Below are 19877 nucleotides of genomic sequence, written 5' to 3' on the forward strand. Positions count from 1 at the left end.
TACCGATCAGCAGGATGATCCCGATGATGGCGATGATGCCCATGTCCTTGCCCGAGATCAGCAGCGACAGCAGCGCGCCCACGCCGGCCGACGGCAGTGTCGACAGGATCGTCACCGGGTGGATGGTGCTCTCGTACAGCACGCCCAGCACGATGTACATCGTGATGATGGCCGCCAGGATCAGCCACAGCTCGTTGTCCAGCGACGCGCGGAAGGCCAGCGCCGCGCCCTGGAAGCTGGTCTGCATGCTGGCGGGCAGGCCGATCTCCTGCTCCGCCGCTTCAATGGTGTTGACCGCCGCGCCCAGCGAGGCGCCGCGCGCCAGGTTGAACGAGATGGTGGCCGACGGGAACTGGCCCTGGTGGTTGACCACCAGCGAGCCCGGCTGCTCGACCACGGTGGCGAAGGCGCCCAGCGGGACTTGCTGGCCGCTGGTGGAGGCCACGTGCAGGTCGTACAGCGAGTGAGGGCCCGACTGCATCTGCGGGTCGGTTTCCAGCACCACGCGGTACTGGTTCGACTGCGTGAAGATGGTCGAGATCAGGCGCTGGCCATAGGCGCTGTACAGCGCGCTGTCGACTGCGGCCATGGTGATGCCATACACCGCTGCCTTGTCACGGTCCACCTGCACATACGCGCGCAGGCCGTTGTCCTGCAGGTCGCTTGCCACGTCGCGCAGTTCGTTGGTCTGCTGCAGGCGCTCGACCAGCTTCGGCACCCATTTCGACAGGTTGTTCGGGTCCGGGTCTTCCACCGTGAACTGGTACTGCGTGCGGCTGACGCGGTCTTCGATGGTCAGGTCCTGTACCGGCTGCATGAACAGCGAGATGCCCGCCACCTTGGCCAGCTCGGGCTGCAGGCGTTGGATGATCTCGGTGGCATCGGCGTCGCGCTCGTCCTTCGGTTTCAGGTTGATCAGCAGGCGGCCGCTGTTGAGCGTGGTGTTCACGCCATCCACGCCGATGAACGACGACAGGCTCTCCACCGCCGGGTCTTTCAGCACCACCTCGGCCAGCTTCTGCTGGCGCTCGGCCATGGCCGAGAACGAGATCGACTGCGACGCATCGGAAATGCCCTGGATCACCCCCGTGTCCTGCACCGGGAAGAAGCCCTTCGGCACATACACATACAGCAGCCCGGTCAGCACCAGCGTGCCGATGGCCACCAGCAGCGTGGTCTTCTGGCGGTCCAGCACCCACTGCAGCATGCGGCCGTACTGCGCGATCACGTTGTCGAAGAACTGGCCGGCGGCGTGGTAGAAGCGCGTCTGTTCGTTTTCAGGGATGTGCCTGAGCAGCCGCGCACACATCATCGGTGTGAGCGTGAGCGACACCACCGCCGAGATCAGGATCGACACCGCCAGCGTGATGGCGAACTCGCGGAACAGCCGTCCCACCACGTCGCCCATGAACAGCAGCGGGATCAGAACGGCGATCAGCGAGAACGTCAGCGAGATGATGGTGAAGCCGATCTGCTTGGAGCCCTTGAGCGCGGCCTCCATGGGCGGATCGCCGTCTTCGATGTAGCGGGCGATGTTCTCGATCATGACGATGGCGTCGTCCACCACGAAGCCGGTGGCAATCGTCAGCGCCATCAGCGTCAGGTTGTTGATCGAGAACCCGGCCATGTACATCACGCCAAAGGTGCCCACCAATGACAGCGGCACCGCCACCGCCGGGATGACGGTGGCCGGCACGTTGCGCAGGAACAGGAAGATCACCATCACCACCAGCGCCACGGCCAGCAGCAGCTCGAACTGGACGTCGGCCACTGAGGCGCGGATGGTGGTGGTGCGGTCGGTCAGCACCGCCACGTCGATATTGCCGGGCAGGGTGTCCTTGAGTGCGGGGAGCAGCGCCTTGGCGCGGTTGACCACCTCGATCACGTTGGCGCCCGGCTGGCGCTGCACGTTCAGGATGATGGCCGGGGTGGTGTTGGACCACGCGGCCAGCTTGGTGTTTTCCGCACCGTCGACGATCTGCGCCACGTCCGACAGGCGGATGGGCGCGCCGTTCTTGTAGGCGACGATCATCTTGCTGTACTCGGCGGCCGAGCGCAGCTGATCATTGGCGTCGATGGTGGACGCGCGCATCGGGCCGTCGAAGCTGCCCTTGGCGCCATTCACGTTGGCGGTGCCGATGGCGGTGCGGATGTCGTCGATCGACAGGCCCAGCGCCGCCAGCGCCGACGTATTGGCCTGGATGCGCACCGCCGGCCGCTGCCCGCCGCTGATGCTCACCAGGCCGATGCCCGGCAACTGCGACAGCTTTTGCGCGATGCGCGTATCGACGATGTCCTCCAGCTTGGGCAGCGGCAGCGTCTTGGAGGTGATCGCCAGCGTCAGGATCGGCGCGTCGGCCGGGTTGACCTTGCTGTAGATCGGCGGCATCGGCAGGTCGGTCGGCAGCAGGTTGCCGGCGGCGTTGATGGCCGCCTGCACTTCCTGCTCGGCAATGTCGAGCGACAGCGACAGGTCAAACTGCAGCGTGATGACCGAGGCGCCGCCCGAGCTGGACGACGTCATCTGCTTGAGGCCCGGCATCTGGCCGAACTGGCGCTCCAGCGGCGCGGTGATGGACGACGTCATCACGTCCGGGCTCGCGCCCGGGTACAGCGTCGTCACCTGGATGGTCGGGTAGTCGACCTCGGGCAGCGCGGAGAGCGGCAGCATCCGGTACGCCACCAGGCCCGACAGCAGGATGGCGACCATCAGCAGGGTGGTCGCCACGGGCCGGAGGATGAAGATTCGGGAGGGATTCATGCCAGCTCGGAACGGAAGACTTTGTCAGGCGAATGCACGTGGCACGGCTTACGGCTTGGCAGCAGGAGCGCTGGCCGCCGGTGCCGACGCGTCACCCTGGCCACGACGATGGCGTTGGCCTTGCACGCCGTCCTGGCCGGCCGCCGGTGCGCTGGCCGGGCTGGCGCCGGGCTGGATCACTTCCACCGATGCGCCGTCGCGCAGCTTGTCGGCGCCGTCGATGACGACGCGCTCACCCGGGTTCAGGCCGGAAGCGACCTGCGTGCGCTCGCCCTCGGTCACGCCCAGCTTGACCACGCGCAGCGTGACCTTGCTGTCGTCGCCCACCACATAGACGAAGGTGCCTTGCGTGCCGCGCTGGATGCCCGCGCCCGGCACGATCACCACGTCATGCAGCGTGTCGACGCGCATGCGCACGTTGACGAACTGGTTGGGGAACAGCGCCGCGTTCTGGTTCGCGAACTGCGCGCGCAGCTTGACCGTGCCGGTGGTGTTGTCGATGGTGTTGTCGACCGTCATCAGCGTGCCGCGCGCCAGCATCATGGTCTGGGCGCGGTCCCAGGCTTCCACCGGCAGCTTGTCGCCGGATTGCAAGCGCGGCATGACCTTGGGCAGGCTGTCTTCCGGGATCGCGTAGATGACGGTGATCGGGTCGATCTGCGTGATCACGACGATGCCGTTGGTATCCGACGCATGGACGATGTTGCCCGGGTCCACCTGGCGCAGGCCGACGCGGCCCGACACCGGCGCGGTGATGCGCGTGTACGAAAGCTGCACGCGTGCATTGTCGGCGTTGCCCTGGTCGAGCTTGACCGTGCCTTCATACTGGCGCACCAGCGCGGCCTGCGTATCGACCTGCTGCTTGGCGATCGAATCCTGCGACAGCAGCGTCTGGTAGCGCTGCAGGTCCAGGCGCGCGTTCTGCAGCAGCGCGGTATCGCGCGCGAGCTGGCCTTCGGCCTGGGCTAGCTGGGCCTGGTAGGTGCGCGGGTCGATCTCGGCCAGCACGTCGCCGGCCTTCACGTTCTGGCCCTCGGTAAAGGCGAGGCGCACCAACTGGCCATCCACGCGCGATTTGACCGTCACGTTGTTGACCGGCGTCACGTTGCCCAGCGCCGTCAGCACCACATTGATATCGCCCTTGCCTGCCGTGGCCACCATCACGGGCATCGGCTTGCTGGCCATGGCGCCGCCGCGGCCGGGCCCACCCTTGGCGACGGTCGCATTGCGCTGCACTGCGTGATAGATCGCGTAGCCGATCAGTGCCAGCACGACCAGTACCACCCACAGCACCCAGCGGCGATTGCCGGTGGCGCCGGGCGGGGGCAGCAGGGTCTGCGAGACCGTATCCGGCGTGTTGCGTCCAGCACTGGGGTGGTGGCCGGATTTCGGGTCCATGGCTTCGGACATGTGGAGCGTTCCTGTAGCAATCAAATATGAGGACGAGCGCACATCATACCGGGGCGTGCGTGCGCGCCAGACGTGCCTCGTCCGTGAGTTAGACGGGAGCTTACTGGCATCGTCTTTGCGCAGAATTAGTCGCGCTGCCGGTTGTATTACGGCAGATTACAAAGCGGCTGTGCTGTTACCGCACGAAACAATATGGCGAGAATGCGCGGTCTTCATGGTGCCGACTCTCGCTATCATTGCTGGACATTGTGAAGTTCAAGCCTGGCATGACATGAGCGGCACCAAGATCCTGGTCGTCGATGACGACGTCGAATTGCGCGACCTGCTGCGCGAATACCTGAGCCAACAGGGCTTTGCCGTTTCCGTCATGCACGACGGTGACGGACTCGCCGCACGCCTGGAGCGTGAGCGCCCGGCGCTGGTGGTGCTCGATTTGATGATGCCGAAGGTGGACGGATTATCTGCCCTACGCGATTTACGTGCCCGCAACGATGACGTGCCCGTCATCCTGCTCACCGCGCGCAGCGACGAGATCGATCGCATCATCGGCCTGGAGATCGGCGCGGACGACTACCTCGGCAAGCCGTTCTCGCCGCGTGAGTTGCTGGCGCGCATCAATGCGGTGCTGCGCCGTCGCCTGGCGGTCGCCCCCGCTGCCCCGGAAGACCGCGACAGCTTCGCCTTCGGCCCGTTCCGGCTCAACTTCCGCATGCGCACGCTGTTCCGTGGAGATCGCGCACTGTCCATCAGCGACACCGAGTTCGCGCTGCTCAAGCTGCTCATCACGCACGCCATGCAGGTGCTCACGCGCGAGCACATCGTCGAGCTGATGTATGGCCCCGGCAGCGGCGTGTCGGACCGTGGCATCGACGTGCAGATCTGGCGCCTGCGCCGCGTGCTCGATGAAGACGCGCAGCGCCCACGCTATATCCAGACCGTGCGCGGCCGCGGCTACACCTTTGTTCCGGACGAGCGCGATGAAGTTCAAACGCATGGCACGCTTTAAGTTCGACACGCTGTTCGGGCGCCTGGCCCTGCTGATTGTCGTGGTGCTGGTGCTCAGCCATTTCTCGTGGCTCGGCATCCTGCGCGCGGAGCGGCGCGAGCGGCAGTACCAGGCCTCGGTCGACCAGATGGCCTTTCAGCTGCAGGCTTTCCAGGCCGTGGTGGACGGCCGCCTGCACGTGACGCTGCCCGATCTCGTGACGGAGACCGCGGCGCCGCCCGCCGCCGACACGCAGCCGCCGTCGGACAAGTCCGCCGAACTGGCCCGCCAGCTCCAGCGCCGGCTGCCGGCGGGTACGCAGGTGCGTCTGGAGTCGGGCCCCACGCCGCGCGTGTTCGTGCTGTTGCCCCATCGCGAGAAATGGCTGGCCATGCCGCTGCTGTGGGTGCACGCGCCGCCCAGCGTCAGCGCCGTGGTGCCGGGCGTGATGGTGGTGCTGGCCATTGCGATCGTGTTCTCGCTGTTCGCGGCATGGCAGATCCAGCGGCCCGTGCGCGCGCTGGCCGCGGCCGCCGGCGCGCTGGCGCGACGCCGGCAGGTGGCGCCGCTCAAGGAGCGCGGCCCCTACGAGCTGCGCCAGCTGACCGACCAGTTCAACCGCATGGCGGCAGACATCTCGGCCGCCGATGACGAACGCAACACCATGCTGGCCGGCATCGCGCACGACCTGAAGACGCCGCTGTCACGCCTGCGCCTGCGCGCCGAGATGCTGTCGGACGCCAAGGCCGGCGCCGGCATCGAGCGCGATGTTCAATCCATGTCGTCCATCGTCGAGCAGTTCCTCGCCTATGCGCAAAGCGGTGACAGCGAAGCCCGCGACGTGACCGTCGACCGCCACCTGCGCGGGCTGGTGCAGCCGTTTGCCGAGCAGGGCAAGCATGTCGCGCTGGAGCTGCACGCCGGCGAGCGCTTCCGCCTCAAGCCCACGCATCTGGAGCGCATCGTTGTCAACCTGCTCGACAACGCCTTCGCCTATGGCGCCGAGCCCGTGCGCGTGGCGACGGCGTCCGACGAGCGCGGCTTTACGCTGCTGGTGGAAGACCACGGCGCGGGCATCCCGCAGGATGCCGTCGACCGCGTGATGCGGCCGTTCGTGCGGCTGGACCCGGCACGCGGCGGCAATGCGCATTGCGGCCTGGGGCTGGCCATCGTCGACCGGCTGGTGCGCCACCTGGGTGGTGAACTGCAGATCGGGCAAGCCGAATCGAGCGCGGCCAACCCCGGGTTTCGCGTGACGATGCACTTTCCCGTTTCGGCTTCTGCCGCCTGAGCGCCTTCTGGCATCGGCGTAGGCTATCCTTAGGCGTGGTGCGCCGCGTGGCGCGCCGTGCACGCACGCCGCGTGCTTTCCACCAAAGACCACTTCGGGAGGAAATGCATGGATCGCGCAGTCTGTTTCGTTGAGTTTGCCAGGCACGGCCGGCTCGCTGCCGTGATGTCGACGTTGGCGCTGGCCATGGGGCTTGCCGCCTGTTCCTCGCCGATGCCGCCGTGGCAACAACCGCGCACGACGATCCAGCCCGCGCCGCATGCCGCACCGCCCGCAGCGACACGGCCCGTATCGCCTGCGGCCGCGCCGCAGACCTCGACCCCGGACGTCGCGCCCCAGGGGGCCGCCGCTGCCCCGGCTCGGGTTGGCATGGCGAACCCGGCGTCGGTCTACTGCCTGCAGCGCGGTGGGCAGCTTGAGATTTCGAGCCGGCCGGGCGGCGGCGAAGTCGGCATCTGCGTGAGCCCCCGCGGGGATGAATGCGAGGAGTGGTCGTTCCTGCGCGGCAGTTGCACGTGGTAAGTCGCTCCGGACAATGGGAAAGGGCCGCAAGACGCGGCCCTTTGCTTTGGTAGTGGCAACGAGGCAGGCGGCTCAGCGGCGCGCCACCACCACCTTGTCGGCGGACTCTGCCACCAGCCGCATCGGCACGCCCGCCGCGCTCAGCTTCTGCCAGGTGACTCGCCGCATGAACGCGTAGGCGGGCGGGCCGTCGGTCCAGCGGCGGACCCACTCATCCGTGCTGGCAATGACCTTGTTCGGCTCCAGGCCCGCGCCCATCTCCAGTTCATCGAAGCCGGACACCAGCGTCATCGGCCGCCCGAGGTAGTAGATAGCGGTCTGGTCCAGCCACTCGACCGAGTAGAACGGCGTCTCGGCCGGAATCGGACCGGTGGCGCTCAGGGTCTTGTCGATGACGTCGCGGGCGGAGAGTGCATCGCGGAAGATCTCGCTGGCGTTCAGTACGCGGTCCCAGCAGAACAGGGCGGAGACCGACAGCACGAGGATGGCCAGCGTGCGCCGTTGCCAGCGCAGCGCCAGCAGCGCCGCCAGCGTGCCGATGGCGAGCATGGCCATCACCTCGCGCAGCACCGGCACGGCTTGCGCCACCTGCTCGGCTGGCATCTTGGCGCCGGCCTTGGCGCCGATCACGGGCACCGCAAACCACAGCCCTACGGCGATCAGCAGGTTCACGCCAAGCGCCCACGCCACCGTGCGGGTCGACAGCTTGTCGAGCGCCAGCGCCAGGCCGATCGCCATGGCTGGGAAGGCCGGCACGATGTAGCCCGGCAGCTTGGAGCTGGACACGGAGAAGAACAGGAAGATCATCGCCGTCCAGGCGATGCACCAGCGCATCAGGTCAAACTCGCGCGCGCCGACAAAGAGATCCGCCACCCGCCCGATGCGTCGCCCGATGGCGGCAAACAGCAGCGGCGTCCACGGCAGCAGCCCGGCCGCGCCCACGGCAATGAAGTACCACCACTTGCCGCTGCGATGATGCTCGTTGGTCAGGAAGCGCTGGAAATGCTCGTGGATGAAGAAAAAATCAAAGAACTCGGGGTTGCGCTGCTGCACCACCACGAACCACGGCACCGTGGCGAGCAGGTACAGCGCCAGCCCGGGCAGCCAGTGCATGCGGCGGACCAGCGCCCAGTTGCGCGTCATCAGCAGGTAGGCCACGCCGATCAGGCCCGGCAGCACCAGCCCGATCAGCCCCTTGGTGAGGGTAGCGCCGGCCAGTGCCAGCCAGACCACCAGCATCCACGCGAGCCGCCCGCCGCGCGACGCATCTGGCCGCTGCGCCAGCGCAAAGCCGCACGCGCCCACGGTCAGGAAGAAGCCCACCCCCATGTCGAGCGTGATGACCTGCCCGAACAGCAGGTACAGCAGCGAAGACGCGAGGATGGCCGCGCCCATGGCCGCCGCGCGCCCGCCGCGATAGACCGCCAGCGTCCACGCCGTCATGAGGATGCCGCCGAGGCCAAACAGGATCGGCCACAGGCGCGCGCCCCACGCGCTGATGCCGAAGGCCTGGAAGGTGGCGGCCGTGGTCCAGTATTGCAGGGGCGGCTTCTCGAAGTACTTGAGATCGTTCAGGCGAGGCGTCACCCAATCGCCCGAGACCACCATCTCGCGCGGGATCTCCGCATAGCGGCCTTCATCGGGGCGGAACAGGGTGCAGCGCTGGAACAGGTCGTCCGTCCACAGCGCCAGGAACACGGCGATAAGCGCGACGACGATCAACGCCATCCACGGCGAGCGGCGGCGGGCGGGGTGGGAACTGCGAGCAATGCGGGATTCCATGCTGGGGGTAAACTTCGCGGGCACGGTCGGAAAGGCTAGGATTCTAGTCCATGCCGGATTAGCAGACGGTTAGCCGCCCGCACGGCACGTGGCTTGCATCGGCCGGACATTCCTCATCGCCCCCACCGCCATACCCTATGAGCAAGGCCAAGCTCGACACTTACCTGAACGACCGCCTCGACTGGAACCTGCTGCGCACCTTCCTCGCCATCGCGCGGGAGCGCAGCATCAGCCGGGCCGCCACGCGCCTGCACCTGACGCAGCCGGCGGTGAGCCAAGCGCTCAAGCGGCTCGAAGACCAGCTCGGCCTGCAACTGATCGACCGGCAAGCCAACCCCATCGAAATCACCCGTGCGGGCGAGGACGTCCGCCAGATCGCCGAGGAGGTCTACGGCACCATCTCGCGCCTGTCGCAGGCCAGCGGCGACGGTGGGCACGAGATTGCCGGCCTGGTGCGCGTGGCGATCGTCAGCGGGTTGGACTTTCCGGATTACGACGCCTTCCTCGGCCGCTTCCACCGCGACTACCCGCGCATCGAACTCGAATGCCAGGAGATGCGCAGCGCAGATGTGGTGCGCAGCTTGGAATTGCGCACCGCCACGCTGGGCCTGTCGCCCAAGCGCGCGCTGCCGAAGAAGATCGCGCACCGGCTGTTCCTGCGCCAGCGCTACGCCTTGTTCTGTGGGCAATACCATCCGCTGTTCGGCAAGACCGATGTGCAGATCGCCGATCTGGCGGGCGAGAAGTTCGTCTCCTTCACCGGCGACAAGATCGGTGATCCGCTCTCCATGCTCACGTTCTTCCGCGACGAGATGGGCCTGACCGGCCCGGTGGTCGGCTCGTCGTCGAGCATGTGGGAGGTGCGGCGGTTGATCGTGGCGGGCTTCGGCATCGGCTGCCTGCCCGAGCACGTGGCGCAGGACGATGTCGACCAGGGTCGTCTGCAGCGCCTGCCGCCCGAAAGCGGCGTGGCCGATGTCGACATGCACCTGCTGTGGACGGCCGACCGTAAATTCAGCGCGGCGGAGGCGGCGTTCCTGGAAGCGCTGCACCGCTTCATCGATGCGCGCTACCCGGAGGAGACGGCAAGCGGTCAGTAACCGCGCGCGACGTCGACGACGTTGTCGAGGGGCTCGCCGCGCAGCAGGCGGCGCACGTTCTGCGCGACCTGCAGGCCGATGGTGTCGGAACTCGCGACCGACGCCATGTGTGGCGTGACGATCAGGTTGGGGGCGCGCCAAAGCGGATCGTCCGCCGGCAGTGGCTCGTTCGGGAACACGTCGACGATGGCGCCGCCGAGCTGGCCGCTGTGCAGTGCTTCCAGCAGATCGGTAGCAACGAGGTGCTCGCCGCGACCGACGTGGAGCAGCTTGGCGCCAGGCTTCAGGCGCGCGAAGGTGCCGGCGTTCAGCAGGCCGCGCGTGGCTTCCGTCAACGGCAGCAAGCAGATCAGAATGTCTGCTTCTTGCAGGAACATCGGCAAGCCAGCCTCACCGCAGTAGACGCCGATACCGGGCAGCTCACGCGCCTGTCGCGCCCAGCCGCGCACGCTGAAGCCGAGCCGGTGCAGTTCACTAGCCACGTGCCCACCGATCTCCCCGAGCCCCATCACGCCGACCGTGTAGGTTGACGGGTGCTGTTGCTCGGGCCGGAACCACGTCGCGCTGCGCTGGTTGGCGAGCACGCGGTCCATCTGCCGGTGGAAGTGGAGCACGCCCCAGGTGATGAACTCCGCCATGCCGCGCGCGTGCTGTGGGTCAACCACGCGGCATAGCGGCACATCGGGCAGGGTAGGGTCAGCGAGGATGTTGTCGACGCCGGCGGCGATGCTGTGCACGAGGCGCACGTGCGGCATGGCGGCGATGGCGCCGGCGGGCGGGTTCCAGCAGACGGCGATTTCCGCGTCCTGCGCGGCGGGATCGCCGTACATGCACACCTCCAGCTCGGGCGCAGCGCGCACGATGGACGGCACCAGGTGCGACATGTCGTAGTCGCGGCTGACTAGGGCGAGGGTGGTCATGCATCAGCTCCGGTAGTCGGAGCGTGCGGTGTCGATCAGGCGCAGGGCTGCCAGCCATGCACGTCGTGCGATCACGGGCGACTCTTCGCGATTGAACTGGGCCGCGGTGCGTTGACGGACTTCCTCGGGTGGCAGGCGCAGCGGCGTGCCGCCGGCCAGCGCCTGGATCTGTGCCTGGCAGGCGCGTTCCAGGAAATAGATTTCATGGAATGCATCCGCCGCCGTGGCGCCGCCGGCCAGCAGGCCGTGGTTGCGCAGGATCATCGCCTTGTGCGGGCCGAAGTCGCGCACTAGGCGTTCGCGTTCGCCCAGATCCAGCGCGATGCCCTCGTAGTCGTGATAGGCGAGCTTGCCGTAGAACTTCAGTGCGTGCTGGCTGATCGGCAGCAGGCCATGCTCCTGGGCCGAGACGGCGATGCCCGCCGCCGTATGCGTGTGCACTACGAAGTGCAGGTCGTCACGCGCGGCGTGGATGGCCGAGTGGATCGTGAAGCCGGCCGCATTGACGGCGTAGTGCTCCGGATCGGCATCGGCGCGCTCGTCGATCACGTGGCCGTCCAGGTCGATCTTGACGAGGTCGGAGGCGCGCATCTCGCCGAACAACACGCCGTAGCGGTTGATAAGGAACGTCGGGCGGCCGCGCTCGTCCGGCAGGCGCGCGGTGATGTGCGTGTCGATCATGTCCGTCATGCGGAAGTGGTCGACCAGCCGGTACAGCGCGGCCAGATCGGTGCGGACCTGCCATTCAACTTCGGAGAACGCCGCCGGGCGGCGCGTGTGCAGCGAAACAGTTTGGGCTTCCATGGGAGCGCGTGTGGGAGAAGACATCAGTTCGTAGCCAGCGCGGCGGATTCCTCGGGCCGCTTGCCGTCGCGGTAACGGCCCAGGCCCACGATGCCGACGAGCGAGATGGCCGACAGCAAGGTAAAGAACAGCGCCAGCGGCAGCCATTCGCCCTTGTAGCGCTCGGCCAGCAGCGTGCCGATCAGCGGCGTGGTGCCGCCGGCGATCATGGTGCAGAGCTGGTAGGCGATCGAGATGCCGGAGTAGCGCACGCGGGTCGGGAAGGCCGGCGTCATGAAGCCAGCGATGACGGCGTACACGGCCGACAGCGTGACCACCGCCAGCGTGATGCCCGCCACCATCGCCACCGGGTTCTGCGTGCTCACCAGCAGGAACATCGGATACGGCGTGAGCATCGAGATGGCCGCCGCCCACGTCAGGAAGCGCGTGTCGCCATAGCGTTGCGCCAGCAGCGCCGACACCGGTTGCGACAGCAGCTGCAGGATCGTCACGACGAACAGGCAATCGAGGATCAGCGCCTTCGACATGCTCAGGTACGTGGTCACGTACGAGATCATGAAGGTGTTGGTGAAGAAGAAGCCGGCCGAGCCAATGGTGGTGGCCATGGCCGCCAGCACGATCGGGCGCCACGCCGTGCGCAGCACCTCGCCCACCGGGTTTTTCAGCACCTCGTTGTTCTTCTGCATGCGCTCGAACTCGGGCGATTCCTTCACGCCCAGGCGGATCACCACGCCCACCAGCAGCAGCACGAAGCTCGCCAGGAACGGCAGGCGCCAGCCCCAGGTGACGAAGCTCTCGTGGTCGAGCGACGACACCAGCCGGAACGACAGCAGCGACAGGATCAACCCCGCCGGGCTGCCCATCTGCGGGAACGAGGCGAAGAAGATGCGCTTGGCCTTGGGGGCATGCTCGCTGGCCATCAGCACCGCGCCGCCCCACTCGCCGCCCACCGCAATGCCCTGCAGGATGCGCAGCAGCACCAGCAGGACGGGCGCCCAGATGCCGATGGTCGCGTACCCCGGCAGCAGGCCAATGCCGGTGGTGGCGATGCCCATCAGGAACATCGTCACCAGCAGCATCTTCTTGCGGCCGATGCGGTCGCCCAGGTGGCCGAACACCGCGCCAGACAACGGCCGCGCAATGAAGCCGACAAAGAACGTCGCGAACGACGCCATCGTGCTCAGGAAGTGGTTGCTGCTCGGGAAGAACACCTCGCCCAGCACGAGCGCGGCGGCGGTGGCGTAGGTGTAGTAGTCGTAGAACTCGACGGCGGTGCCGATGAAGGCGGCGGTGGCCGCGCGCACCGGCTGGTGCGTGACCGCGGTGGGGGCAGCGTGTTGCGTTGACATGGGGCGTCCTCCTCTATTGGGCGTGGCCCGCCGCCGCGCCGCCGGCGTTCGTGCGCCGGTCTGTGCCGTGGTGGCGGGGTGCCGGTTGTCAGCCGACGTCGCCATTTAGGCGCACCGGCACCCATGCCGGCAAATTCGCATTTTTGATTCCCCGTATTAGCCGGGCTTATGCCCTGTGCTTGGGCGTGGGGCGCATTGGCAGCTTCATTGCGGTGCAGGGGCAAACGCTTTGCTGGTCGCATGCACGCTTCACGCCAGCAGTATTTGTGTGATTTATATGCCGGATAAACATTCGCAATTTGACGCGTCTTCGGCCGCTGCCAGATAAAGACGCCTGGATGCGCCGAGCGGGTCGGCGTGCATGTACAGGGATGTCTGCAATGTTGAAGGTCAACGGGGCGCGGCTGTGGTCGAGCCTGATGGAGATGGCGGCGGTGGGCGGCACGCCCAAGGGCGGCGTGCGGCGCCTGGCGCTCACGGAAGAGGATGCGGCGGGCCGCGCCTTGTTTGCGCGCTGGTGCGAAGAGGCAGGCATGACGCTCAACACGGACCGCGTTGGCAACCTGTTCGCGCGCCGCGCCGGCAAGTCCGCTGAAGCCCGACCGGTCGCCAGCGGTAGCCACCTCGATACACAGCCCGAGGGCGGCCGCTTCGATGGCGTCTACGGCGTGCTCGCCGCGCTGGAAGTCGTGCGCACGCTCAACGATGCGGGCATCGAGACCGACAAGCCGATCGAGATCGTCGTCTGGACCAATGAGGAAGGCGCACGCTTCACGCCGGCCATGCTGGGCTCCGCCGCATTCGCGGGCGTGATGCCGCTGGAGCAGGCGCTGGGCGCGCGGGATGCGCAGGGCATCTCCGTGGCCGATGCGTTGGCTGCCACCGGTTATGCAGGCGAGCGTGCCATCCCCGGCGCGCCGTTCGACGCCTACTTCGAGGCGCATATCGAGCAAGGCCCGATCCTGGAAGAGAACGGCGTGCCGATCGGCGTCGTCACGGGCGGGCAGGCGATCCGCTGGCTCGACGTGCGCGTGGAGGGGCAGGCCGCGCATGCCGGCACCACGCCGATGCGCTTTCGCCGCGACGCGCTGTTCGCCGCGGCTGAGATGGCGACCTGGCTGGAAACGCTGGTCGATGGCTTTGCGCCGCATGGCCTGGTGACGGTCGGCGAGATCGGCATCCGCAACGCCGCGCGCAACACCATCGCCGCGGATCTGACCTTCACGGTCGACTTGCGTCACCACGAGGACGCGTTCATCGCCAAGATGGAAGCCGCGTTGCGCACTCGCTTCGCCGAGATCGCCGCGCGCCGTGGCCTGACGGTGCAGATCGACCAACACTGGGTGAGCCCAGCCACGCCGTTCGATGCAGCGTGCGTGAAGGCGGTGGCCGACGCGGTGGCCGCGCTCGACTACCCGCACCAGCGCATCGTCAGCGGTGCCGGGCACGACGCCATCCATATCGCCAAGCATGGCCCGACGGCGATGATCTTCATCCCGTGCGTCAACGGCCTGAGCCACAACGAGGCCGAAGACGCGTTGCCCGAAGACGTGACGCGCGGCGCCGATGTGCTACTGCACGCCATGCTGGCGCGCGCCAAGTAAGGACGACATCGCTTCCAACGCTTTGCCCGACCCGTCAGTAGGGTCGATGCATTGCAACGGGTTGCGGTACGATGTCGCCTGCCGGCAATCCTGCCGGTTCAGTACGTCTTCAGGGCGGGGTGGAATTCCCCACCGGCGGTAGGCGGACCTCGCGTCAATGCGGTCCGCGAGCCCGCGAGCGCTTCGCATGCGCCTGCATGCAAAGGTCAGCAGATCCGGTGAGATGCCGGGGCCGACGGTCAGAGTCCGGATGGAAGAAGATGTGCGGAACAACACGCTCCCGCCGCTGGGGCGCGCTCAGCTTTGCGCTGGGTTGCGCCGCTGCATGGCTTGGGCGTGTTTGTCTGCTTGCCCTGGAACGTCTTGTCGCCCATTTCAGCGAGGAGCGTTTCCATGTTGTCCACTCAGCAATCCCCTGCAATTCACCCGCCCGCACTGCCATCCGGCAAGGCGATGCCTGATGCAATCGAGGCCCGCTTCGATCCGGCCGACATGGCCACGCGCATGGCTGCCGCGCTCGATGCGGTGAGGTTTGGCGTGCCGGTCGTTGTGCTCGACGATGCCGACCGCGAGAACGAAGCCGATCTCATCATCGCCGCCGACAAGCTCACGCTCCCCGGCATGGCCATGCTGATCCGCGAGTGCAGCGGCATTGTCTGCCTGTGCCTGACGGCGGAGAAATCCGCCTCGCTCGGCCTGCGCCCGATGGTCGAGAACAACCGCAGCCAGTACGGCACGGCCTTCACCGTGTCGATCGAGGCGCGTACGGGCGTGAGCACCGGCGTATCGGCGGCCGACCGCATCACGACCATCCGCGCGGCGATTGCGCCGGATGCTGACACGCAATCGGTCGTCAGCCCGGGGCATGTGTTCCCGTTGGTGGCGAAGGAGGGTGGGGTGCTCGCACGGCGCGGTCATACCGAAGGCTCGGTGGACCTGGCCCGCTTGGCGGGCCTGCCGCCGGCAGCGGTGCTGTGTGAACTGATGCTGCCCGACGGCACCATGGCGCGCCGTGACGACGCGGTGCGCTTCGCTGATCAGCACAACCTGCCGGTGCTGACCATCGAAGACATCGTCCAATATCGGGAGCAGATGGAGCGCGCGGTCAGCTTCGCTTGAGGCAAAAGCCGGCCGCGCGAGAGTAGGGTTAGCGCTTGAGCGCGGCCGCTTCCTTGGCGAGCGCCGTGATGGCTGCCCAGTCACCTGCGGCGATCTTGTCCTTGGGCACCATCCACGAGCCGCCCACGCACACGACGTTGGGCAGCGCGAGGTAGTCGGGCGCGCTCTGGGGCGTGATGCCACCGGTTGGGCAGAAGCGCACGTCGCCGAACGGGCCGTGGATCGACTTGAGCATCGGGATGCCGCCGGCCGCCTCGGCCGGGAAGAACTTCAGAGTGGTCAGGCCGAACTCCAGCGCCAGGATCAGCTCCGACGGCGTGGCGATGCCCGGCAGCCAGTCCAGGCCCGACTTGGCCTGCGCAGCGGCCAGCGTCGGCGTGATGCCTGGCGACACGGCGAACACCGCGCCGGCGTCCTTGGCCTGCTTAAAGTGCTCCGGCTTCGACAGCGTGCCCGCGCCGACGATGGCATCGCCGCCCAGGTCGTTCGCCACGGCGCGGATCACATCCAGCGCCACCGGCGTGCGCATCGTGATCTCGAACGTGCGGATGCCGCCTTCGTACAGCGCGCGGCACACGTTGACGCCTTCATCGACGGATTGGAACTGCAGCACCGGGATGACCGGGCCGGCCTGGACGACGGAATCGATACCCACAACGTTCTCCTAGATCAGCTACACGAGAAAGACTTCAAACTACTGTCGACAGCGCCAGCGTCAGCAGCAGCGCCACGACCGAGATGATGGTTTCCAGCACCGTCCACGTCTTGAACGTCTGCGGCACGGTCAGGTTGAAGTATTCCTTCACCAGCCAGAAGCCGCCGTCGTTCACGTGCGACAGGATCAGCGAACCGGCGCCGGTGGCGAGCACCATCAGCTCCGGCTTGACGGCGGCGCCCGAGGCGGCGGCGATCGGGGCGACGATGCCACAGGCGGTGGTCATGGCCACGGTGGCCGAACCGGTGGCGATGCGGATCATCACCGCCACCACCCAGCCCAGCAGCAGCGGCGACAGGCTCGCATCGGTAGCAACGCCCACGATGGCCTTCGACACACCCGAGTCACGCAGGATCTGGCCGAAGCCGCCGCCCGCGCCCACCACCAGCGTGATGGTGGCGATCGGCGCCAGGCACTCGTTGGTGAACTTGAGGATGGCGTCGCGGCTGAAGCCGCGGCGCTTGCCGAAGGTGTAGAAGCTCACGAGCGCGGCGATCAGCAGGGCCATCACCGAGTTGCCGGCCAGTTTGAGGATGTCGTTGAGCAGCGACTTGGGCGTGGTGAACAGATCGGCCCAGCTACCAATCAGCATCAGCACCACCGGCAACAGGATCGTGAACAGCGTCACGCCAAAGCCCGGCAGTTCGCGCGTCTGGTCGGCTTCAACGAACTGCGCTGCCAGCGGGTTGTTCTCGTCCGGCTTGACGACGCGCGAGACCAGCATCGCCCAGAGCGGACCGGCCAGGATGGCGGTCGGCAGGCCGACGATCAGCGCGTACAGGATAGTTTTGCCGATGTCCGCGTGGTAGGCCGTCACGGCCAGCAGCGCGGCAGGGTGCGGCGGGATCAGGCCGTGCACCACTGACAGGCCCGCCACCATCGGCAGGCCGACCATCAGGATCGGCGTGCCGGTGCGCTTGGCCACGTTGAAGGCGATCGGGATCAGCAGCACGAAGCCCACCTCGAAGAACACCGGCAGGCCGACGATGAAGGCCACCACCATCATCGCCCAGTGCGCGTTCTTCTCGCCAAAGGCGTGGATGAGCGTCTTGGCGATGCGTTCGGCCCCTCCGGATTCCGCCATCATCTTGCCGAGCATCGTCCCCAGGCCCACCACCAGCGCAATGTGGCCGAGCGTGCCACCCACACCGGTCTCGAACGCCTTGACGATGTTGCCCATCGGCATGCCGACGATCACGCCCAGCGCGAGCGAGACGACGATCAGCGTGACAAACGGGTTCAGTTTCTGGACGGCAATCAGGTAGATCAGCGCGACCACCGCCAGCGCGGCGGTTAGCAATAGCGAGTTGCCTTGCATCGGGACCATCGGGTTTCCTCCTCAGGGAATGTTCACGGCTCTTGTTGTCGTAAGCGCCCCGTCGTGCAGGGCGCCTGTCTTGGAATGCGGGTTAGGGCTTCTCGGGTTACGGCTTTTTATATGCCACGCAATCGACCTCGACCTTGCAGTCGATCACCATGCTCGACACTACGCAGGCGCGGGCCGGCGGGTTGGCGCCGAAGTACTCCTTGAAGACCTTGTTGAACGACTGGAAGTCGCGTGGGTCATCCAGCCACACGCCGCAGCGCACGACGTGCTCGGAGCCGTAGCCGGCCTCGGCCAGGATGGCCAGCAGGTTCTTGATGGTCTGGTGCGATTGCTCGACGATGCCGTGGCCGACCACCTCGCCGTTCACCATCGGCGTCTGGCCCGAGACGAACAGCCAGCCATCCGCGCCGGCCGCGCGGGCAAAGGGAAGATGCTGGCCACCGGTGCCGGTGCCGCCTTCGACGCCAATTCGGGTAATCGTCATTGCTGTGTTCCTTTGAAACGAATTCAGTGATTCAGTGAAGCTCAGGAGTGGCGGCCGCCTGCGCACGCGGCCCGCGCTTGAGGAAGCGCCCGGCGCCGGGTGTCTTCACAGCGGGCTGCCCGGCGCCGCCGCGGTAGGACAGATGGCCATTGACCCACACCGCCGTAATGCCCGCTGCCGGCTGCTGCGGATCGGTGAAGGTGGCGACGTCGCGCACCGTTTCCGGGTCGAACAGCACGAGGTCGGCCCAGAAGCCTTCGCGCACCAGACCGCGTTCGGTCAGGCCGAAGCGCTCGGCGGATTGCCCGGTCATCTTGCGGATGGCGGCGGACAGGCTGAGCAGCTTGCGCTCCCGGCTGTAGTAGCCGAGCACGCGCGGGAAGGCGCCCCACAGGCGCGGATGCGGCTTCGGATCATTCGGCAAACCATCCGAGCCGATCACCGTGGCGGGGTGCGTGATGATGCGGTCCAGATCCTGCGCCGACATGTTGTGGTACACCGCGCCCGCCGGCTGCAGGCGGCGCGCAGCGTCCATCAGGTCGGTGCCCCAGGCCGCGGCGATCTCCTTGAGCGTCTGCCCGGCCATGCCCGGATGCGGCTCCGACCACGTGATGAAGATGTCGAATTCGTCTGTGACCTGCTTCAGGTCCAGCGTGGACGAGCTGGCGGTGTACGGATAGCAGTCGCAGCCGACCGGCTGGTAGCGCTGCGCGCCTTCGATCGACTCCAGCACCTCGCCCGCGCGGCCCCAGTTGGCGGCGCCCGCGCATTTCAGGTGCGAGATCACGATGGGCACGCGCGCATGCTTGCCGACGCGGTAGGCCTCGTCCATCGCGTCGAGGATGGCGGCGAACTCGGTGCGCAGGTGCGTGGTGTAGATGGCGCCGGCCTCGGCCAGCGGCTCGGCCAGGCCCATCACCTCTTCGGTGGTGGAGGCGAAGGCGTTGGCATAGGCCAGGCCGGTGGACAGGCCCAGCGCGCCGTGGTCGAGCGCCTCGCGCAGCTGTGCGCGCATGCCTTCGACTTCTGCGGCGGTGGCGGGGCGGTCGAGCCGGTCGAGGTGGTTGTTGCGCAGCGCCGTATGGCCGATCAGCGCGGCCACGTTCACGGCCGGTTGCGCGCGCTCCACGGCCTGCACGTACGACGCGAAGGTCGGATAGCTGAACGCGCTGGCGGGCCCCAGCAGGTTCATCGGGTCCGGCGGCTCGCCCTTGAGCGTGGCCGGCGACGCGCTGATGCCGCAGTTGCCGACGATGACCGTGGTGATGCCCTGCGACACCTTGCACAGCATGTCGGGCGTGCGGATGACGTTGGTGTCGTCGTGCGTGTGCACGTCGATGAAGCCGGGAGCCAGCACGCGGCCCTCGCCGGCGATCTCCTCGTCCCCCAGCCATGCGGTGGAATCCGACGTGGCAATGGCGGCGATGCGCCCATCGGTGATGGCCACGTCGAACAGCGTGGCCTCGGGTTCGTGGCCGCTGCCGTCGACGATGCGGACCTGGCGGATGACGGTGTCGAACTGCTCCATATCAATCCCCTAGCGGCTGGCGGTTGCCGCCGCCGCGATGCGCGTCGAGTACGTACTTGATGCGCCGTAAGAGTTCTTTGCTGCGATCGGCTTGCTGCAGCGCGACCTCGGTCGCCAGCAGGTCGATCATCATCATCATGGCGTAGCGCGATGACGATGGCTTGAAGATGAAATCG

At 67.1% G+C, this 19877-nt stretch carries 16 protein-coding genes, 1 pseudogene and 1 riboswitch; of the genes and pseudogenes, 6 read left to right on the plus strand and 11 right to left on the minus strand.

The window, feature by feature from the left end; all coding sequences use genetic code 11:
* Window positions 1-2761 (minus strand): efflux RND transporter permease subunit (locus QZ609_RS13295; protein ID WP_295495395.1); only part of this gene is annotated, 2761 nt, incomplete at its 3' end.
* A 48-nt stretch (window positions 2762-2809) separates the two neighbouring features.
* A complete protein-coding gene (locus tag QZ609_RS13300; RefSeq protein WP_295495399.1) occupies window positions 2810-4171 on the minus strand; it encodes an MdtA/MuxA family multidrug efflux RND transporter periplasmic adaptor subunit in 1362 nt (453 codons plus the stop codon).
* A 271-nt stretch (window positions 4172-4442) separates the two neighbouring features.
* Here QZ609_RS13300 and QZ609_RS13305 point away from each other — a divergent pair, with 271 nt between their 5' ends.
* The 3 genes from QZ609_RS13305 to QZ609_RS13315 all read left to right on the plus strand — a co-directional run bounded on the left by QZ609_RS13305 (window position 4443) and on the right by QZ609_RS13315 (window position 6969).
* Window positions 4443-5177 carry a response regulator gene (locus QZ609_RS13305; RefSeq protein WP_295495401.1) on the plus strand — a complete coding sequence of 245 codons (735 nt, stop codon included), beginning with the start codon at window positions 4443-4445 and terminating at the stop codon, window positions 5175-5177.
* Window positions 5149-6447, plus strand: a complete 1299-nt coding sequence (locus tag QZ609_RS13310) for an ATP-binding protein (protein WP_295495404.1) — start codon at window positions 5149-5151, stop codon at window positions 6445-6447. Before QZ609_RS13305 ends, QZ609_RS13310 begins: the two co-directional genes overlap by 29 nt.
* A gap of 108 nt (window positions 6448-6555) precedes the next feature.
* Window positions 6556-6969, plus strand: coding sequence for a DUF333 domain-containing protein (locus QZ609_RS13315; RefSeq protein WP_295495407.1), 414 nt, complete (start codon window positions 6556-6558; stop codon window positions 6967-6969).
* A gap of 72 nt (window positions 6970-7041) precedes the next feature.
* Here the strand turns inward: QZ609_RS13315 and QZ609_RS13320 are convergent, their stop codons facing one another.
* The gene (locus QZ609_RS13320; RefSeq protein WP_295495410.1) at window positions 7042-8751 is read right to left on the minus strand and encodes a glycosyltransferase family 39 protein; all 1710 of its coding nucleotides are present in this window, start codon (window positions 8749-8751) and stop codon (window positions 7042-7044) included.
* Window positions 8752-8888: 137 nt separating this feature from the next.
* Here QZ609_RS13320 and QZ609_RS13325 point away from each other — a divergent pair, with 137 nt between their 5' ends.
* Window positions 8889-9851: a LysR family transcriptional regulator gene (locus QZ609_RS13325; protein ID WP_295495413.1), complete on the plus strand. Its 963-nt coding sequence runs from the start codon at window positions 8889-8891 to the stop codon at window positions 9849-9851.
* Here QZ609_RS13325 and QZ609_RS13330 read toward each other — a convergent pair.
* Genes QZ609_RS13330 through QZ609_RS13340 form a run of 3 tightly spaced genes read right to left on the minus strand, consistent with a single transcriptional unit; the run spans window position 9845 to window position 12924 of the window.
* Complete coding sequence (locus tag QZ609_RS13330; protein WP_295495416.1) at window positions 9845-10771, minus strand: glyoxylate/hydroxypyruvate reductase A; 927 nt, start codon at window positions 10769-10771, stop codon at window positions 9845-9847. The genes QZ609_RS13325 and QZ609_RS13330 overlap by 7 nt on opposite strands.
* Window positions 10772-10774: 3 nt before the next feature.
* A complete protein-coding gene (locus QZ609_RS13335) occupies window positions 10775-11575 on the minus strand; it encodes a class II aldolase/adducin family protein (RefSeq protein WP_295495419.1) in 801 nt (266 codons plus the stop codon).
* 23 nt (window positions 11576-11598) lie between these two features.
* Window positions 11599-12924, minus strand: coding sequence for an MFS transporter (locus tag QZ609_RS13340; RefSeq protein ID WP_295495421.1), 1326 nt, complete (start codon window positions 12922-12924; stop codon window positions 11599-11601).
* A gap of 371 nt (window positions 12925-13295) precedes the next feature.
* Between QZ609_RS13340 and QZ609_RS13345 the strand changes: the two genes are divergently transcribed.
* Window positions 13296-14528, plus strand: coding sequence for a Zn-dependent hydrolase (locus QZ609_RS13345; RefSeq protein WP_295495424.1), 1233 nt, complete (start codon window positions 13296-13298; stop codon window positions 14526-14528).
* Between the two features lie 101 nt (window positions 14529-14629).
* Window positions 14630-14794: riboswitch (FMN riboswitch) on the plus strand.
* A gap of 127 nt (window positions 14795-14921) precedes the next feature.
* A complete protein-coding gene (gene ribB / locus QZ609_RS13350) occupies window positions 14922-15647 on the plus strand; it encodes a 3,4-dihydroxy-2-butanone-4-phosphate synthase (protein ID WP_295495426.1) in 726 nt (241 codons plus the stop codon).
* A gap of 28 nt (window positions 15648-15675) precedes the next feature.
* Here ribB and QZ609_RS13355 read toward each other — a convergent pair whose 3' ends face one another.
* The 5 genes and pseudogenes from QZ609_RS13355 to QZ609_RS13375 form a co-directional block, all read right to left on the minus strand.
* Complete coding sequence (locus QZ609_RS13355; protein ID WP_295495428.1) at window positions 15676-16302, minus strand: bifunctional 4-hydroxy-2-oxoglutarate aldolase/2-dehydro-3-deoxy-phosphogluconate aldolase; 627 nt, start codon at window positions 16300-16302, stop codon at window positions 15676-15678.
* Between the two features lie 34 nt (window positions 16303-16336).
* Complete coding sequence (locus QZ609_RS13360; RefSeq protein ID WP_295495431.1) at window positions 16337-17689, minus strand: gluconate:H+ symporter; 1353 nt, start codon at window positions 17687-17689, stop codon at window positions 16337-16339.
* A gap of 97 nt (window positions 17690-17786) precedes the next feature.
* A complete protein-coding gene (locus QZ609_RS13365; RefSeq protein WP_295495434.1) occupies window positions 17787-18173 on the minus strand; it encodes a RidA family protein in 387 nt (128 codons plus the stop codon).
* A gap of 31 nt (window positions 18174-18204) precedes the next feature.
* Window positions 18205-19701: an amidohydrolase family protein gene (locus QZ609_RS13370; RefSeq protein WP_295495437.1), complete on the minus strand. Its 1497-nt coding sequence runs from the start codon at window positions 19699-19701 to the stop codon at window positions 18205-18207.
* A 1-nt stretch (window position 19702) separates the two neighbouring features.
* Window positions 19703-19877, minus strand: a pseudogene (locus QZ609_RS13375) (transcriptional regulator); the annotation flags it as partial.

The sequence above is a fragment of the uncultured Ralstonia sp. genome, from assembly GCA_913056305.1.
GTDB lineage: Bacteria > Pseudomonadota > Gammaproteobacteria > Burkholderiales > Burkholderiaceae > Ralstonia.

Coding starts and splice junctions, on each gene's coding strand:
- QZ609_RS13300 (WP_295495399.1), bottom strand. CDS start 4,171: ATGTCCGAAGCCATGGACCCGAAATCCGGCCACCACCCCAGTGCTGGA.
- QZ609_RS13305 (WP_295495401.1), top strand. CDS start 4,443: ATGAGCGGCACCAAGATCCTGGTCGTCGATGACGACGTCGAATTGCGC.
- QZ609_RS13310 (WP_295495404.1), top strand. CDS start 5,149: ATGAAGTTCAAACGCATGGCACGCTTTAAGTTCGACACGCTGTTCGGG.
- QZ609_RS13315 (WP_295495407.1), top strand. CDS start 6,556: ATGGATCGCGCAGTCTGTTTCGTTGAGTTTGCCAGGCACGGCCGGCTC.
- QZ609_RS13320 (WP_295495410.1), bottom strand. CDS start 8,751: ATGGAATCCCGCATTGCTCGCAGTTCCCACCCCGCCCGCCGCCGCTCG.
- QZ609_RS13325 (WP_295495413.1), top strand. CDS start 8,889: ATGAGCAAGGCCAAGCTCGACACTTACCTGAACGACCGCCTCGACTGG.
- QZ609_RS13330 (WP_295495416.1), bottom strand. CDS start 10,771: ATGACCACCCTCGCCCTAGTCAGCCGCGACTACGACATGTCGCACCTG.
- QZ609_RS13335 (WP_295495419.1), bottom strand. CDS start 11,575: ATGGAAGCCCAAACTGTTTCGCTGCACACGCGCCGCCCGGCGGCGTTC.
- QZ609_RS13340 (WP_295495421.1), bottom strand. CDS start 12,924: ATGTCAACGCAACACGCTGCCCCCACCGCGGTCACGCACCAGCCGGTG.
- QZ609_RS13345 (WP_295495424.1), top strand. CDS start 13,296: ATGTCTGCAATGTTGAAGGTCAACGGGGCGCGGCTGTGGTCGAGCCTG.
- ribB (WP_295495426.1), top strand. CDS start 14,922: ATGTTGTCCACTCAGCAATCCCCTGCAATTCACCCGCCCGCACTGCCA.
- QZ609_RS13360 (WP_295495431.1), bottom strand. CDS start 17,689: ATGGTCCCGATGCAAGGCAACTCGCTATTGCTAACCGCCGCGCTGGCG.
- QZ609_RS13365 (WP_295495434.1), bottom strand. CDS start 18,173: ATGACGATTACCCGAATTGGCGTCGAAGGCGGCACCGGCACCGGTGGC.
- QZ609_RS13370 (WP_295495437.1), bottom strand. CDS start 19,701: ATGGAGCAGTTCGACACCGTCATCCGCCAGGTCCGCATCGTCGACGGC.